Source organism: Vitiosangium sp. GDMCC 1.1324 (assembly GCF_003044305.1).
GTDB lineage: Bacteria > Myxococcota > Myxococcia > Myxococcales > Myxococcaceae > Archangium.
This window is the reverse complement of record NZ_PZOX01000001.1, coordinates 262,302-278,308: the sequence shown is the minus strand read 5'-3', so window position 1 is coordinate 278,308 and position 16,007 is coordinate 262,302. Positions and strand designations below refer to the sequence as shown.

10 protein-coding genes are annotated in these 16,007 nt (G+C 70.2%); 5 read left to right on the top strand and 5 right to left on the bottom strand.

Annotated elements, in window-relative coordinates:
• Positions 1 to 4: 4 nt before the first annotated feature.
• Genes DAT35_RS01005 through DAT35_RS00990 form a run of 4 tightly spaced genes read right to left on the bottom strand, consistent with a single transcriptional unit; the run spans position 5 to position 7,856 of the window.
• Positions 5 to 4,723 (bottom strand): alpha-2-macroglobulin, encoded by a 4,719-nt coding sequence (locus DAT35_RS01005; protein WP_108064977.1) that lies wholly within the window; start codon positions 4,721 to 4,723, stop codon positions 5 to 7.
• Complete coding sequence (locus tag DAT35_RS01000; protein WP_199242765.1) at positions 4,720 to 6,345, bottom strand: hypothetical protein; 1,626 nt, start codon at positions 6,343 to 6,345, stop codon at positions 4,720 to 4,722. Before DAT35_RS01000 ends, DAT35_RS01005 begins: the two co-directional genes overlap by 4 nt.
• Positions 6,345 to 6,923, bottom strand: a complete 579-nt coding sequence (locus DAT35_RS00995) for a DUF1175 family protein (RefSeq protein ID WP_108064975.1) — start codon at positions 6,921 to 6,923, stop codon at positions 6,345 to 6,347. The genes DAT35_RS01000 and DAT35_RS00995 overlap by 1 nt, the downstream gene beginning before the upstream one ends.
• Positions 6,924 to 6,938: 15 nt before the next feature.
• The gene (locus tag DAT35_RS00990) at positions 6,939 to 7,856 is read right to left on the bottom strand and encodes a DUF2135 domain-containing protein (protein ID WP_108064974.1); all 918 of its coding nucleotides are present in this window, start codon (positions 7,854 to 7,856) and stop codon (positions 6,939 to 6,941) included.
• A gap of 196 nt (positions 7,857 to 8,052) precedes the next feature.
• Here DAT35_RS00990 and DAT35_RS00985 point away from each other — a divergent pair, with 196 nt between their 5' ends.
• From DAT35_RS00985 to DAT35_RS00965, 5 genes are all read left to right on the top strand, one after another.
• The gene (locus DAT35_RS00985) at positions 8,053 to 8,610 is read left to right on the top strand and encodes a restriction endonuclease (RefSeq protein ID WP_108064973.1); all 558 of its coding nucleotides are present in this window, start codon (positions 8,053 to 8,055) and stop codon (positions 8,608 to 8,610) included.
• Entirely contained in the window at positions 8,607 to 9,212 is a 606-nt protein-coding gene (locus DAT35_RS00980; protein WP_108064972.1) for a hypothetical protein, read from the top strand. Before DAT35_RS00985 ends, DAT35_RS00980 begins: the two co-directional genes overlap by 4 nt.
• Positions 9,213 to 9,293: 81 nt before the next feature.
• The gene (locus DAT35_RS00975; protein ID WP_108064971.1) at positions 9,294 to 11,177 is read left to right on the top strand and encodes a monovalent cation:proton antiporter-2 (CPA2) family protein; all 1,884 of its coding nucleotides are present in this window, start codon (positions 9,294 to 9,296) and stop codon (positions 11,175 to 11,177) included.
• Between the two features lie 135 nt (positions 11,178 to 11,312).
• Entirely contained in the window at positions 11,313 to 12,098 is a 786-nt protein-coding gene (locus DAT35_RS00970; RefSeq protein ID WP_158501500.1) for a class I SAM-dependent methyltransferase, read from the top strand.
• A 153-nt stretch (positions 12,099 to 12,251) separates the two neighbouring features.
• On the top strand, positions 12,252 to 15,023 hold the full coding sequence (locus DAT35_RS00965) for an AMP-binding protein (protein WP_108064969.1): 2,772 nt from the start codon (positions 12,252 to 12,254) through the stop codon (positions 15,021 to 15,023).
• A 21-nt stretch (positions 15,024 to 15,044) separates the two neighbouring features.
• Here DAT35_RS00965 and mtgA read toward each other — a convergent pair whose 3' ends face one another.
• The gene (gene mtgA / locus DAT35_RS00960; RefSeq protein ID WP_108065596.1) at positions 15,045 to 15,932 is read right to left on the bottom strand and encodes a monofunctional biosynthetic peptidoglycan transglycosylase; all 888 of its coding nucleotides are present in this window, start codon (positions 15,930 to 15,932) and stop codon (positions 15,045 to 15,047) included.
• Between the last annotated feature and the right edge of the window lie 75 nt (positions 15,933 to 16,007).

The window sequence follows — 16,007 nt, the reverse complement described above, 5'->3', positions numbered from 1 at the left end:
GTCCTCACCACTCGCTCTGGCTGACGTCGCCCGCGGCGCGCTTGGACGGCGTCACCTTCAGCACGTCCGAGCCCGTGCGCCCACGGATGCTCGTCACGTACATGTCCTCGATGAAGGCCGGCGGCGCGGAGAAGGTGCCCGCGAACTGCGCCCGCATCACGTAGCCCACCGTGCGCGGACTGTCGCTCCACCACGTCGGCTCCTCGAAGAAGAACGTGGCGCGCTCGGGGTTGAGCGAGCGCCGCTTGAGGGCCTCGGGCGCCAGCGGCAGTGAGTGCGGAGCGCCGCGGAACTCCTTGTCCTCCACCAGCGGCACGAAGCCCGCCGGCACCGCGTCCTCCACCACGTAGTACGCCGAGCGGTTGTGGTTGTCGCCGTGCGCGTTGAGCGTCAGCTCCACGTACACCTGCTCGCCCTGGCTGAGGCTGTCACCCGGGTTGAGCCGCACCTTGCCGCCCTCGCGCAGCACGTAGTACGCGCGCTCGAGGCTCATGCCCTCGGCCACGGGCTTCACATCCGCCAGCGGCGTGGCCGCCGAGGCCCGCAGGGTCGCCACGCCCTCGAAGCCCGCCACGTCCACCGAGCGAGTCCCGGGCTCGAGCGTCGCCACCAGCCCCATGCCTCGCGGCGTGAAGCGCACCTTGCCCTTCGCCCCCTTCACCTCGGGCGGGGCCAGCTTGCGGAACTCCTTCGCGTCGCGCTCGATGAGCCACATCGAGTGCAGCAGCGCCGTGCTCCGGTCGAACGTGGACAGCTCCGGCTCCGTCAGCGCCTCCAGCAGCCGCCGGCGCGCCTTGTCCACGTCCATCTTCCCGAAGGACGCCGCGTGACCCAGGATGGCGGTGAGGCCCACCCGGCGCAGCGGGTAGCGCCACAGGGCCTCGCTCGGCGCGGGCATGCTCGCCAGCGAGACGAAGCCCTGGTTGCTCGCCGCCACCAGCTCGTCGATGCGCCCCTTGAGCTCGGGCTCCTTCATCACGCCCGCCTTCTCCGCCGCCAGCACCGACAGCGCGAGCGGGTACAGGTCTCCCGGCTGCGCGGCCTGCACCAGCGCGCGCACCCGGGCCGCCTGCCGCTCTCCGTCCAGCCGAGCCAGCACCCAGGCCCGCGTGGCGTCCCACTCGAAGGGCAGCCCCTCCTGGGCCTCCAGCCAGCGCATGCCCTCGGTGATGCGCGGATCATTGCGGTCCACGAGCCCCGCCTCCACCGCGTACGCCAGCCCGTCGAGCGCGATGAGCGTCATGGGCAGATCCGCCTCGCTGTAGCCGCTGAACCAGGTGAAGCCGCCGCCGCGAACGGAGGCCTCCAGGATGCGGGCCGTGCCCTGCACCGCGCGGCTACGGGCCTCGGCGAGCAGCGCCTGGCTGTCCGTGTCGAGCGACTCCAGCGAGCCCGCCTTCTTCAGCGTCTGGTACAGCGCCACGTTGGGCACCGTGGTGGACACGAGCTGCTCCACGCACCCGTACGGATAGGTGAGCAGCTCGCGCACGTTGGAGAGCGCCGCGTCCACCAGCGACGGCTGCAGCACCAGCTCCACCTCCGAGACCGTGGCGCTCGGGGCCGCGGGCAGGGACAGCTCGCCGCCGCCCCACTGCGACACCTTCACCGGCTCCTCCAGCGCCGCGGGCCGCACTGCCAACGCGCGCCTGTCGCGCAGCGGCTCCTTCCCGCCCGTCACCTCCACCGCCAGTTCGGCCGTGCCCGAGCCGTTCGCCTTCAGGGTGATGGGCAGCACCTTCTCGCCGCCCTTGGCCAGCTCCACCTTCTGCTTCTCCTCGGCGGACTCGAGCACTCCCGCCGCCGCGAGCCGCACGTCCAGCACCTGACTGCCCTTGGACGCTTCACCCGCCGACAGGCGCACCGACGCGAGCGCCTCGTCTCCCTGGCGGAGGAACTGCGGCAGCGCGGCGTACAGGTTGAGCCCACCGCGCGTGGCGAACTCGGCCGTGGACTCGCCGAAGCGGCCCGAGGTGTCCGCCGCCACGCCCGTCACCACCCACAGCGTCTGGTTGGACGGCAGCTTGAAGCGCACCGTGGCCCGCCCGTCGCGATCCGTGACGACCGTGGGGCTCCAGTACGCCGTGTCCCGGTCCAGGTCCTTCGCCTGCCGCGTGGGCGGCTTGATGGAGGCGAAGGCATGGTCCGGCAGCCCCGCCATCTTCCGCGCGAGCGCCTCGCCATAGCCGTAGCCCTGGAACTCGGCGGAGAAGAAGGTGGCCACGTTGTTGCGGCCCACCGGGTAGAAGAAGTCGAGCACCTTCGGGCGGAATTCGTTCTGGATGGCGTAGACGGCCTTGTCCACCACGCCCACCGAGAGCTGAGCCACCACTCCCTGGCCCTCGTGGTCCGTCACCCGGACGTCGATGACCTGCTCGGTGAGGGGCGTGGCCTCGGCGCGCCGGGGCTGCAGCGACACGGAGAGGGTGCGCTCGGCGGGGATGATGCGGAAGCCCACCGTGCGCTCCTCCCAGCGGCCCGAGGCCGTCGGGTACGCCACCGAGGCATACACCGCGCTGCCGAAGCGCTTCTCCACGTCGAAGGAGTGCACCAGCGTGCGGCCCTTCAGCTCCACGAGCTGCGTGCCGTACACCCCCGAGCCCGTGAGCGTCACCCACACCGGACCCTTGTCCGAGCCACCCGGGCCCCAGCCATCCGGCAGGAGCGCCACGAGCTGCGCCGTATCGCCCGGCTCCAGCGTGCCCGACAGCGACGCCAGCGTCAGGTTGGGCACCTGCGCCACCGGCTCGTCGGCCTCGCCGATGACGAGCATCTGATCCTCGCCCTTCCAGGCCTCACCGCCCTTGTCCTTCACCGTGACGCGAGCCACCACCGCACCCACGTCCGAGGTGGGCACCTTCTCGCGATACGAGCCATCCGCCGCCGTGGTGAAGCTCTTCTTGCTCAGGCTCTTCTCACTGCCATCGGCCTTGCGCAGCACGAACTCCACCTCGCCCGGCGTGGCGCCGTAGGGCTTGCCGCCCAGCGTGGTGGCGCGGATGCCCAGCGTGGCCTCGGAGCCCTTCTTCACCACCGCCGCCGAGTAGCGCGTGGACCCCAGCACCTCCACCTTGGACAGGAAGAAGGCGGCGCTCGCGTTGGCGAACGTCTGCTGGTCGTCGCGAGCACGCACGGTGAGCGTGTAGCGGTACGGGAGGCGATCCTCGCCCGGCTTGAGCGCGGGCACGGGGATTTCGATCTGCGCATTGCCCTCGGCATCGAAGGTCGCGGCGCTCGCCCAGGGATCCTCCTCGGCACCGCGCTCGGCCACCGTGGAGAACAGGCGCTCGGGGACGCTCAGCTTGCCCTCCGTGGTGGAGGCGCTCCCGTACGTCACCGCGCTCCCCTGCCCGCCCATGCCCGAGTCATCCACCCAGGCCGGCGCGTCCAGCAGCGTGCGGTAGAGGAACACCTCGTACTTCGCCCCTGGAGGCACTCCGCCCGCGTAGCGCCGTGCCCTCACCGTGGCCCGCACCGTCTCGCCCGGCACCACCGTCTCCTTCTCCGGCTGCAGCTCCAGGTAGAAGGTCGGCTTCACGTAGTCCTGCACGCGCGCCTCGCCCTGGTGCGGCTGCGTGTCCAGCTCGGCCGTCACGCGCAGCACGCCGGTGCCCAGGTCCGCCGGCACGGCCATGGTGCCGTTGAAGCTGCCGAACTCGTCCACCTTCGAGCGCGTCTGGACCTCACGGCCCTCGGCCGAGACGAGCTTCACCGTCACGTCCCGCTTCCGCGGCGTGAAGAGACGCGCGAGGAAGCTGTCCGGCTGGCGCACCACGCCGCGGAACTTCACCTCGTCCCCGGGCTTGTAGATGGGCCGGTCGCTGTAGATGAACACGTCCGGCGCCACCGCGAGCGACGAGTAGAAATCCGTGTCCACGATGGCGGTGTCCCCGCCCGACGAGGCCGTGGCGATGAGGCGCGGCTCCTGGACGGCCAGCGTCACCTCGCCCTTGTCGTCCGTGGTGCCCGCGGGCCCCTTGCCCGTGGGCAGGTACACCTGGACCTGGGCGCCCGCGCGAGGCTTCTGATCCCTCCCCGCCACGCGCACCAGCACCTGTCCATCCGTCTGCTTGAGTTGCACGGTGAGGTCGGTGACGACGAGCACCACCTGCCCCTCCACGCGGCCCTGGACGAGCTGGAGGATGTACGTGCCTGCGGGCAGCGGCGCGAGCGTCACGCGGCGCTCCTCGTAGCTGCTGCCGTAGAACGAGGTGTCGAAGCCCGGGACGCTGAACTCGCGATCAGAGCCACCGAGGTCCAGGTTCAGCCACTGGCTGCGAACCACGGAGAAGCCCGGAGGCACACCCACGAGCTTCTCCGCGCCCTCGGACACGCGGGCCAGCGGGCGGCCCGGAGGAGGCGGCGGACGCGCGGGCAGCCCCGGCGCCACGGCCTTGCGGAACTCCTCGTTGAGGGCGAACAGCAGGAAGCTGCCCGGAGCGTGCGCGGCGTTGAGACCGCGGCTGAGCGCGTTGCCGGGGTTCGCCGTGACGGGCGGCGTCTGGTAGGCGCGCCGGATGTCCCCCTGCGCGCGGATGAAGGCGTCGACGTCCGCGGGCTTGAGCACCCGCAGCTCGACGGGCCCCTTGCTCTCGAAGGACACGTCCACGGCCACCGGCTCGTTGCTGCCGTAGGCACGCGGAACGGTGATGTAGAGCGGCTTGGCCGCCGCCACGCCAGCGCACACCAGCGCGGCCAGCGCCGCGATGCGAGCGAAGAACCTCATGACCCGAACCCTCCCGGAACCAACTTGTTGCCATCCACCGTGCCGCGCAGGCCGATGAAGGGCAGCGTCTCCAAGTCACGCCGCGCCGCCTCGATCTCCGGCGGAGCCGCGCGCGGCTGCGGCTTCTTCGAATCCGACTGCGTCACCTGCGACCAGTACCCGTCCGCCATCAGCATGCCGAGCAGCCGCCCGGTGTTGACGCCGAAGGACACCGAGCCCGGCGCGCGCAGCCCCTGCACCACCGGGCCCGCGGCGTTGAGCAGGTTGGGCCCCTTGCCCTCGCACGCCTTGCGCAGCCGCGCGAGCACGTCCGGAGTGGAGGCCAGCACGTGGTGTCCGCACAGCGTGGCGGTCACCATCTTGTTGGGCCCGGAGAAGAGCTGGCCGAGCGCCGCGGCGTCCTCGGGCCGGCCCCACAACAGGGCCACCTCGGTGGGCAGCTCCGGATTGCCCCGGGGCGTCCACACCATCGCCACCTGCCGCGTGCGCACCGCGCCCGAGAAGCGCTTGCCGGACCAGTAGGCCTTGAGGGTGTTGGCATCGAGCTGCTCGGGCAGCTTGAGCTGGAGCGCGAGCAGCACCGGCGTCTCCTCGGGAATGAGCTTGAGCAGCTCGTCCGAGATCGGCGCACTGTCCATCCGGGGCTCGTCCGCCACAGGGCCGGAGATGCCTCGGCCCACCAGCCGGTTGCCCTCGACGGCGAACTGCAGCCGGATGCCATTGGCCACGCCCATCACGTGCGTGAGCAACTGCGCCTCGCGGCCGAGCGGCTCGGGAGCGAAGCCCAGCTCCACGTCCACGCCCTGGGGCGGCTCGAGGTCCAGGTGGGGCTCGCACAGGCCCTGGAGCACCACCGCCGGGTGCCGGCCGAACACCATCCGGTCACTGGTGCGCGCGGCCCACAGCGCCTGCTCGGCCACCAGCCAGCGCTCCAGCTTGAAGCCCTCCGAGGGAACCTCATCATCACCCTGCCCGCCCGGGCAGGACTGGGCCACCATCTCATTGCGGCGGACCACGGCGTTCATCGAGTCGAAGGCGGCCATGGCGGCATTGCCCGGCTCGGGGACGATGATGGCGGGGGTGCCCGTACGGGTGTCACCGGAGAACCACACCATGCGGAACGGCGCGGCCAGGAGCTGCCCGGCCATCACGTCGAACACGGCGCCCTTGAAGTTGGCGCCGATCTCCTCGCCACGGGTGTCCAGGAACGCGGCCCACCCGCCCACGAAGCCCTTGCCGAGCGGCTTCTGGAGCTGGTCCTTCACCCACGCGTTGCCGGCGAGCGCCTCGCGCACCTTGCCCGGCGCATACACATCCGCCCAGACGGCCGGGCGCACCGGCTCGGTGGGCACCTCCATCTGCTGGGGCTTGTCGGGTACGGGAGGCAGGGCCTGGAGGATCGAGCCCTGGTTGGAGGCCGTGCCGCTGGAGGCACCGGAGGGAGCACTCGCGCCCGGGCCCGAGGGACCGGGGGAGCTGCCACGTCCGAGAAGGAAGGCGCCCGCGGCCACCGCGACGAGCACGGCGGCGCCAGCACCAATGAGGACGGCCCGGGGAGGTCCGCCCCGGGGAGGCGGTGCGGACGGCGGAGGCGCGTCCGGCGGAGACGAGGGAGGGTTCATCACATCCACTCCTTGAAACGGAAGAAGCCGAGGAAGGCGGTGTTCTGGGGCACCGGGCGCCACTCGAGAGGGGCGTCGGTGACGAGCGACTGGAGGACGCCGGTGCGCACCGCGGCCCCCTTGTCGCCCGGGTGGTAGACGACGCGCGTGGGGGCATGCGCCTTGTCCTCGGGGCGCACCACGAGCATCAGGTGAAAGACAGGGCCCGAGTCCCGATCCTGGCGGAAGGCCACCAGGTCGCCGGTGCGCAACGACTCGCGCGAGGCCTCATCACGGCCGAGCGGGACGAAGCTGTGCGCCAGCAGCGTCTCGGCATCGGCGAAGTCTGCGGGGCGGCCCCGGTCATCGAGCCACAGGGGAGTGGCGAGCCGCTCGGGCCGGAAGCGCCGGTACGCGCCGCGGAAGACGAAGCGCACGAGGCCCGCACAGTCGCGCTGGTCCGGGTGCCAGGCCGGATCCATCCGGCGCACCTGGGCGAGCGCGGCCTGGGCGATCTCGCGACGCAGCAGCGTCTCGAGGGACTCGGCGGGAGCGGGCGACGCCGCCTGGAGTGAGAGGAGCAGGAGCAGGACGCGCATGGCGTACCGGGCGGCTCAGTAGTCCGAGTCCAGGCTGCCGCTGGAGAGCGACTTGACGGCCTCGTCCAGGTTGCCGGGCCACGAGGGCGACTTGGGGGTTGGGTCCTGCGAGGGCACATACAGCTCGGCCTTGCCGTCACCGAGCACGTTGACCCAGGCGAGCACGCGCGTGGTGCCGGGGGTGGCGAGCGGGATGCGCACCATGCGGCGCACCTCCTGAGGGGTGCCCTCGTAGAGGACGACGTTGAGGGTGGCCACGGTATGGGCCTTGTCGCCGCTGGGCCAGTAGTTGGTGGCGATCAGGTAGACGCCCTTGGGAGGAGCGCGGTGGACATAGAGGTAGGGGCCATAGGCGGGGTCGTCGAAGTCGCCGCCCTGCTCGTTGAGGAAGAAGGTGCCGCCGCTGGGGCTCTCGGTGTTGGCCCAGTAGACGTGGGCCATCTTCTTCAGGTCGAGCACCTGGCCCGAGCCCCCGCCCGAGCCCTCCTTGGCCGGGGAGACGCTGTCCTGGGTGGGCTCGTAGATGTGGAGGTCGGTGTAGACGCCCTGGGTGTCGCTGGTAAGGATGGCCTTGAGCGGGACGGGAGGAATCTGCGCGTAGCTGGTGGCCTGGGCGCGAGCGGTGCCCGCCTGGTTGGTGGCCATGACGGTGACGACGTTCTTGCCACTGGCGGCGGGGAACTTGCGCTTGAAGCGCCCGCTGAAGGTGCGCATCAGGTAGCGGTCGCCGTTGATGGAGATGACCACCGGGTCGATGGAGGTGTCGCTGATGGTGCCCTCCACGAGCAGCATCCGGTCCACCGTCCAGCCGCCAGCGGGAGCGGAGAGGCGCACGGTGGGCAGCGTCTTGCCCTGCCCGATGGGAACCCCCTGTTGGCGGGGGTGGGCGGTCGGGGCCTGGGTGAGCAGCACGGCCAGGAGTACGGGCAGCATCGCGGGTGGGTCCTGTCGAGGAAGGAACGGCGGACAGCCTGCGGCAGATGACCGCCGCATTTCAAGGGTGCTGGAGCCCCAACCGGGTCACCTGTCGAGTCGACCCGGCCACATGACCCCATGGGTTGAGCATGTCAGACGGCTGAGGTAGGGTGGCGGCAGTTGACGTCGCGGAGCGACCGGTGGGAGGGCGAGGATGGGGAGCGAAGAAGAATACAAGTCCCGGATCAGGACCATGGGGTGGGCACGGCTGAGGGCCTTTCACGATCGGCTCGTCCAGGGACGGGTGCAGAACTGGGAGCCCGGGAAGGCATTCGAGTACCTGATACTCCGAGCCTTCGAGCTCGAGGGCGCCGTGGTGACGTGGCCCTACAGCATCACGCTCTCCCTCTCGGAACCCGGTGGAGAGATGGAGCAGATCGATGGTGCCGTCTTCATGGACGGGCTTGCCTGCATCGTGGAGGCCAAGGACACCTCCAAGGCGATAGGCACCGAACCCCTTGCCAAGATGCGCAACCAGTTGCTCCGCAGGCCCTCGAGCTCCGTTGGGCTGATCTTCAGCCGCGGAGGGTTCTCTTCCGCGGCCACCACCCTCATCAAATTCGTCGCCCCTCAGACGATCCTCCTGTGGACGGGCAAGGAAGTCGCTCACGCCCTGAAGCACCGGGCGTTCCGAACAGGACTGCAGAGGAAGTACAGGCGCAGTGTCGAGCAGGGTCTCGGCCTGCATGACTTCTTGGAGAAGAGCGCATGAGAGCCTATGTCGTGACGGAGAACGAATTCGACAAGGAGCTGATCGAATCACTTCTGGCTAGACGCTTCGGCAAGAGTGCTCGTGAAATCTGCGTCCGCGCGGCGGACAGCAAGCTGTATGCGTGGTCAGGCGCGTGCTCACTGCTCACCAACAGGCGGATACCAACGGCGCTCATCGTGGATGCGGACACCATCGATGACGATCTCACGGAGGAGCAGCGGACCAACCTCGATTACCTCTTCGCCACAAGTGCACCCAGGCACATGTGGCTCATCGTGCTCGCACAACCCGAAGTCGAGGCGGTCTTCGTCTCCGACCGCGCGCTGCTGGAGCGGGCCACTGGCAAGAAGGTCTCGGAGCTCGACGTCGCCCGGGCCGCGCTGGGTCCCCGGGCGGCGCTCCAGAAACTCCTGCCCAAGCCCAGGTCGGGTCATGGCGCGAAGCAGATGGTGAAGAAGCTCTCCGCGCCGGACTTCGAGACGGTCATCTCCTCCGTGGCCTTCCGCCCGCTGATCGAATTCATCCAGCGCCAGCTCTCGGCCAAGGAGCCGCCTCGTGGCATCCAGCGGACGGGGGAGAAGTCTCCGAATTACCTCCCGTGATCGGAGGAGCCACCAGGGGCTTGCGGCGGCCCCCCGGAGCCTCATAGACCCGAGGCTCGCGGCCCGGGAGTCCCCACACCGATGAGCATCCTCAACGAAGTCGCCGTCTTCCTCATCGCGGCGGTCATCTCCGTCCCCCTCTTCAAGCGGTTGGGGCTCGGCGCCATCCTCGGCTATCTGGCCGCGGGCGCCATCATCGGCCCCTCCGGCCTGGGACTCATCCGGGACCCCGAGGACATCCTCCACTTCTCCGAGTTCGGCATCGTCCTGTTCCTCTTCATCGTCGGCCTGGAGCTGCAACCCGCCCGGCTGTGGGCCCTGCGACGCTCCGTCTTCGGGCTCGGCCTGGCGCAGGTGCTGCTGACCGGCATCCTGCTCGCTGGTGTGGGCGTGCTGCTCGGCCTTCCCGTGAAGACCGCCATCATCGCCGGACTCGGACTGTCGCTGTCCTCGACGGCCATCGCCCTGCAATTGCTCGGCGAGCGCCAGCAACTCACCGCCCGCCACGGCCGCGAGAGCTTCGCCATCCTCCTGTTCCAGGATCTCGCCGTCATTCCCCTGCTCGCGCTCATCCCCCTGCTCTCGGGCCAGCAGGAGGCCACCGGCAGCACGGGCCAGGGTCTGCTCCTGCCCATCCTCAAGGTGGCGGCGGTGCTCGTCGCGGTGGTGGTGGGCGGGCGTTACCTGGTGCGCCCCGTCTTCCGGCTCATCGCCTCCACGCGGATGCAGGAGATCTTCACCGCCACCACGCTCCTGGTGGTGGTGGGCGCCGCGCTCCTGATGGAGTTCGCCGGCATCTCCCCGGCGCTCGGCGCGTTCCTCGCGGGCGTGCTGCTGGCGGACTCCGAGTACCGTCACGAGCTGGAAGCGGACATCGAGCCCTTCAAGGGCCTGCTGCTGGGGCTCTTCTTCATCGCGGTGGGCATGTCCATGAACCTGCGGCTCGTCGTCCAACGGCCGCTGGTCATCATTGGGTGCGTGCTGGGTCTGATGGTGCTCAAGGCCGGTGTCCTCTTCTGGCTCGGCAGGCCCATGGGGCTGATGCTGCAGGGGCGGCGCATCATGGCACTGGCGCTCGCCCAGGGAGGCGAGTTCGCCTTCGTGCTGTTCGGCGTCGCCGCCTCCGCCGGGGTAATGGACCGGGGACTCTCCGAGTTGCTCGTGGTGGTGGTGTCCCTGTCCATGGCCGTCACACCGCTGCTGCTGGCGCTGCACGACGCGGTGATCAACCGTCTGCTCCAGCGGGCCGTGCCCGTGGAGTACGACCGGATAGAGGATGCCGAGCAACAGCCGGTGCTCATCGCCGGGTTCGGCCGGTACGGGCAGATCATCGGGCGCGTGCTCAACATGCTGGACATCGGCTTCACCGCGCTGGAGGTGAGCCCCCAGCAGGTCGACTTCCTGCGCCGGTATGGCAACAAGATTTATTACGGGGACGCCTCGCGCGTGGAGCTGCTGCGTTCCGCGGGCGCGGACCGGGCGAAGCTCTTCGTGCTGGCCATCGACGATCCGGACACCTCGGTGCGAACGGCGGAGCTCGTACGCCACAACTTCCCGGACCTGCCCATCTACGCCCGGGCGCGCAACCGCGCGCATGCCTACCGGCTGCTGGACGCGGGGGTGAAGGTGCTCAACCGCGAAACACTGCTCTCCAGCCTGGACATGGCCGCGCACGTCCTCGAGGGCCTCGGCATCGACGAGGCGCGGGCCAGGGCCATCGTGGAGCGCTTCCGCGTCCACGACGAGGAGCTGCTCTCCAAGCAGTACGCGGTGTACATGGACGAGGAGCAGCTCGTTCAGACGGCGCAGCAGGCCCGGGAGGAGCTGCGCTCGCTCTTCGAGCAGGACAACCAGCCCCGCTCCCAGGCCCAGTTGCAGGAAGAAGCCCCCCGTGACGCGAAGTCCCCTGACTCAACGGAAGGGTCTGATGGCTCACATCAGCCGCGCCCCCCTCATTTGACCTGAAACGAGCACGCCTGGCCTCCCTGCGGCGGAGGCGCATCCCGGTCCCCTGTCCCCTCTTCACCGGCTCCATATATTCCTGACCGCTGAGGGGATCGGGGCTAGTAGATATGGCTGGATATCGGGACGGGCGACATCTTGGGACTCTACGAACGAGCTGAGCTGTACGACATCGCGTTTTCCTACCGGGACATCGCCAGCGAGGTGGATGTCCTGACAGACTGGTACAGGCGCGTGACGGGCCGTCCGGGGCCGGCGAGTGTGTTGGAGCTGGGGGCCGGGCCCGCGCAGCATGCTCGAGAGCTGGCACGCCGGGGCGCGGAGGCGTGGGCGCTGGACATGTCCCCCGTGATGTCCGACTACGCCCGTGCACAGGCCGCAGCCGAAGGAGTCCGGCTCGAGGTGGTGACGGCGGACATGACCGCGTTCGAGCTGCCTCGCCGGTTCGACCTGGCCCTGCTGATGGTCAACTCGGCCGGCCACCTCCTGACGGAGGCGCTCATGGTGCGCCACCTGGAGTGTGTCGCCCGAAGCCTCACGCCGGGCGGCATCTACGTCATGGAGGTGGCCCACCCGGCGGATGACGAGAAGCATCCGCAGGGCGAGCCCCCCCGGCATTGGAGCACCCGGCGCGGGCAGACGACCGTCGACATCCACTTCGGGAGGCCGGGCGACCCCCTGGATGCCCAGCACCGGATCCGGACCTACACGGTGGAGCTGAACGCGAACATCGCCGGCCGCCCCACGTCCTTCGTGGAGCAGTTGACGCTGCGGGCCTGGAAGCGGCAGGCCATCGACGAGGCCATCCAGCGCACCGGAAGGTTCGGCGACGTCCGCATCTACGGCGACTTCTCTTCGGACATGCCGCTCGATCATCCGGAGGCCTGGCGGATGATCTACGTGATGCAGCGCGCGGACAGGTGAGCGTGAGGCGGCGGCCGCCCCCCGGAGACGCGGGAGGTGGGGCCTCCGCCTGAGCCGATGCCACCTCCCGGGCCCGTCGCCGAGCGGCCCGAGGCCCAGGGGGATGTGCCAGCACCGGGCAGACCCTAACTTGAGCTGATTGGAGGCTGGCCCATGCTCCAAGGAGGCTCCCCTGCTCGCCCGGAGACGCTCGAGCGCGCCGTGCTCGACGTCGTGGGGGCCCTCGTGGCCGAGCTGGGTCTGCCGAGCGCCGGGGAGGCACCCGGCCTCGACGACGCGCTGGACCATGAGCTCGGACTGGGCAGCCTGGAGCGGGTGGAATTATTGCTTCGGCTGGGGCAGCGCTTCGGCGTGGTGCTGCCGGATGCAACCGTCGCCAGCGCGTCCACCCCGCGCGACCTGGCCCGGGCCGTCGCGGCGGCGGGCCCCGCCCTCTCGGAAGAGAAGGGCTCCGCACCTCGGGTGCCGCTGGCTCCCGGCGTGGCCGCACCGGACTCGGCCCGTCTGCTGACGGACGTCCTGCGTTGGCATGCGGAACACCACCCGGAGCGCCCCCACCTCTTCCTGCGCCAGGAGGACGGCTCGGAGCGGATTCTGCATTACGGTGAGCTGTGGGCGTCGGCCCGGGCCATGGCGTCGGCCCTCGTCCACGAGGGACTCCGGCACGGGGACACCGTGGGCCTCCTGCTGCGCACCGAGCCCGCCTTCTTCCCGAGCTTCCTGGGCGTGCTGCTCGCCGGAGGCATCCCCGTGCCCCTCTACCCGCCCTTCCGGATGGACCGGCTCGAGGAGTACGTCGAGCGGCAGGTCGGCATCCTCCGCAACGCCGGGGCGCGCGTGCTCGTCACCTTCGACGAGGCGAGACGGGTGGGCACGCTCCTGAAGGCCCGGGTGCCCTCCCTGCGGCGCACCGTCACCCCCGCCGAGCTGGACGGGAAGGACGCGGGCACCCTACCCGTGCGCCTGGAGGACTCGGACGCCGGGCTCATCCAATACACCTCCGGAAGCACCGGCGAGCCCAAGGGCGTGCTGCTCACCCACGCGCACCTGCTCGCCAACATCCGGGCCATCGGCCAGGCGCTCCGCATCCACCCCGAGGACGTCGCGGTGAGCTGGTTGCCGCTGTACCACGACATGGGCCTCATCGGCGCCTGGCTGATGCCGCTCTACTACGGGATTCCGCTCGCGCTCCTGTCGCCCCAGGCCTTCCTGTCGCGGCCCTCGCGCTGGCTGCGCGCCGTGCACCACCACCGGGGCACGCTCTCCGCCGCGCCCAACTTCGCCTACGATCTGTGCGTGCGGAAGGTGGAGGACGCGGAGCTGGAGGGGTTGGAGCTGGACTCGTGGCGGGTGGCCCTCAACGGCTCCGAGGCGGTGAGTCCCGACACCGTCGAGCGCTTCACCCGGCGCTTCGCACCCCACGGCTTCCATCCCGGCACGATGTTCCCGGCCTACGGCCTGGCGGAGGTGGCCGTCGCCCTCACCTTCCCTCCCGTGGGAAGGCCGCCGCGAATCGAGGCCATCGACCGCGAGCACTTCACGCGCCACCGCGAGGCCCGGCTCGCGCGTGACGGCGGAACCCCGCTGCGCTTCGTCGCCTGTGGCCGGCCGCTCCCGGACTACGAGGTGCGCATCGTGGACGACGCGGACCACACGCTGGGGGAGCGCGTGGAGGGACGGATCCAGTTCCGAGGGCCCTCGGTGACACCGGGCTACTTCCACGCTCCCGAGGCCACCCGGGCCGTGATGCACGGGGGATGGATGGACTCGGGGGACCTCGGCTACCTGGCCGAGGGGGAGCTGTACGTCACGGGAAGGCGCAAGGATCTCATCATCAAGGCGGGCCGCAACCTGTACCCCACCGAGCTCGAGGAGGTGGTGGGAGACATTCCCGGCATCCGCAAGGGCTGCGTGGCGGCGTTCGGGGTGCCCAGCGAAGAGCTCGGGACCGAGCGGCTCGTGGTGGTGGCGGAGACGCGCGAGCACGACCCGGAGGCACGAGAGCGGCTGCGCTCGGCCATCATCGACCGGGTGACCGCGGTGCTGGGCCTGCCCCCCGACGTCGTGGAGCTGGCGCCTCCTGGGGCGGTGCGAAAGACGTCCAGCGGGAAGATCCGCCGCAGTGCCACCCGGGAGGCCTATGTGCGCGGTGCGATCTCGCGAGGCCGGCGTGCGGTGCTCACCCAGTACGCGCGGCTGGCCGGCTCCCATCTCCGGGCACGAGGAGGCCGGATGGCCGGCGCCGTGGGCTCCGCGCTCTACACCGTGTACCTGTCCGTGCTGATCCTGCTCACGATGCTGGCGCTGGGGGTGGGGCTGATGTTCGTTCGCTCAGGGCCGCCAACGGAGCGGCTGGTACGCCGGTTGTCCCACGGGGCGATGTGGGCCGCCGGGTGCCCGGTGCGTGTCGAGGGACTCGAGCATCTGCGAGGACCGGGGCCGTGGGTCCTGGTGGCCAACCATGTGAGCTATGTGGACTCGGTGGCCATGCTCGCGGGCCTGCCCGTGGACTTCCGCGCGGTGGCGAAGCAGGAGGTCCGCACGTGGCCGCTGGTGGGCGCGGCGGTACGCCGGGCCGGACACCTGACGGTGGATCGCTTCGACACGAGCCGAGGTGTCGCGGGGGCCGCGCATGTCACCGAGGTGCTCCGGCGAGGCACCTCGCTGCTCATCTTCCCCGAGGGCACTCGCTCCTGCGGGCCCGCCCTGCTCCCCTTCCGGCTGGGAGCCTTCAAGGCCGCGGTGGAGACCGGACGCCCGGTGGTGCCCATCCACATCGAGGGCACGCGGCGCATCCTCGGTCCGGGCTGGCACCTGCAGCACCCGGGGCGCATCACGCTCCGAGTCGGCGAGCCGCTCGTTCCCGCGGGCGAGGGCTGGCCGGAGATGGTGCGGCTGCGCGACCAGGCCCGCGCCCGGGTCTGACAGTGTAGCGGAAGCAGGGGGTCAGCCTTCTGCTTCGTCCTCGGGCTCCTCGGCCTTCTTCCCGCTGAGGAGCTGATCGATCTCCGCGTGCGCCAGCTGCGCCTGCTCGCCGTTCAGCCGCTTCACCGCTTCCATCTGCTCGATGATCCAGTGCGCCCGCTTCATCAGCGCCTTCGAGCCCGAGGTCACCGAACGCTTGCGCGGCGCCGGCAGCATCGACGCCAGGATGGCCCCCTGCGCCGCCGTCAGGCTCGAGGCGGCGATCCCGAAGTGCTCCCGCGCCGCCGCCTCGATGCCGTACACGCCGTTCCCCCACTCCACCACGTTCAGGTAGATGGTGAGGATCCGGTTCTTCGGCAGCGACTCCTCCAGCCGGTGCGCCAGGATCAGCTCCTTGCCCTTGCGCAGCAGGCTCCGGTCCGTGGACAGCCACAGGTTCTTCGCCAGCTGCTGAGTGATCGTCGAGGCGCCCCGCCCCAGCTTCCCCTTGCGCACCGCGTCTTCCAGCGCGTTCTCCAACTCCTTCGTGTCCACGCCCTCGTGCAGGTAGAAGCTCGCGTCCTCCGAGAGCAGCACCGCGTCGATCGCGTGCCTCGACACGTTCGACAGCCCCACCCAGCTCTGTCGGCGCCGGGGCTTCTGGTCGGCGTCCCGCGCCTCCTCCGCGCGCTGCTCGATGAGCGCCGTCGTCTTGGGGTTCTGCTTCAGCAGGGGCTCCGCGGACGGGAGGCTCGCGTACTCATAGGACGCGAACACCACGAGCCCCAGGAACGCCAGCATCAACAACCGGCCCAGCAGCCCGCCGCGCGAGGGGGGAGACTTCTTCTTGCCCACCGCGCTCACCTGCTTCGTCTTGCCGGTGGTGCCCTGCTTCAACTTCAGCTTGCCGCTGCTCTGATTCAGCTTCATCGTCCGACTGCCCATGTGGGAGCCACATCTACATCGAACCGCCGCGGGAAGAAACTTCGTCGCCCCGCCGAGCGC

Bases quoted from the DNA above. Each gene is read 5' to 3' on its own strand.
- DAT35_RS01005 (WP_108064977.1), bottom strand. From the start codon at position 4,723: ATGAGGTTCTTCGCTCGCATCGCGGCGCTGGCCGCGCTGGTGTGCGCT.
- DAT35_RS01000 (WP_199242765.1), bottom strand. From the start codon at position 6,345: ATGAACCCTCCCTCGTCTCCGCCGGACGCGCCTCCGCCGTCCGCACCG.
- DAT35_RS00995 (WP_108064975.1), bottom strand. From the start codon at position 6,923: ATGCGCGTCCTGCTCCTGCTCCTCTCACTCCAGGCGGCGTCGCCCGCT.
- DAT35_RS00990 (WP_108064974.1), bottom strand. From the start codon at position 7,856: ATGCTGCCCGTACTCCTGGCCGTGCTGCTCACCCAGGCCCCGACCGCC.
- DAT35_RS00985 (WP_108064973.1), top strand. From the start codon at position 8,053: ATGGGGAGCGAAGAAGAATACAAGTCCCGGATCAGGACCATGGGGTGG.
- DAT35_RS00980 (WP_108064972.1), top strand. From the start codon at position 8,607: ATGAGAGCCTATGTCGTGACGGAGAACGAATTCGACAAGGAGCTGATC.
- DAT35_RS00975 (WP_108064971.1), top strand. From the start codon at position 9,294: ATGAGCATCCTCAACGAAGTCGCCGTCTTCCTCATCGCGGCGGTCATC.
- DAT35_RS00965 (WP_108064969.1), top strand. From the start codon at position 12,252: ATGCTCCAAGGAGGCTCCCCTGCTCGCCCGGAGACGCTCGAGCGCGCC.
- mtgA (WP_108065596.1), bottom strand. From the start codon at position 15,932: ATGAAGCTGAATCAGAGCAGCGGCAAGCTGAAGTTGAAGCAGGGCACC.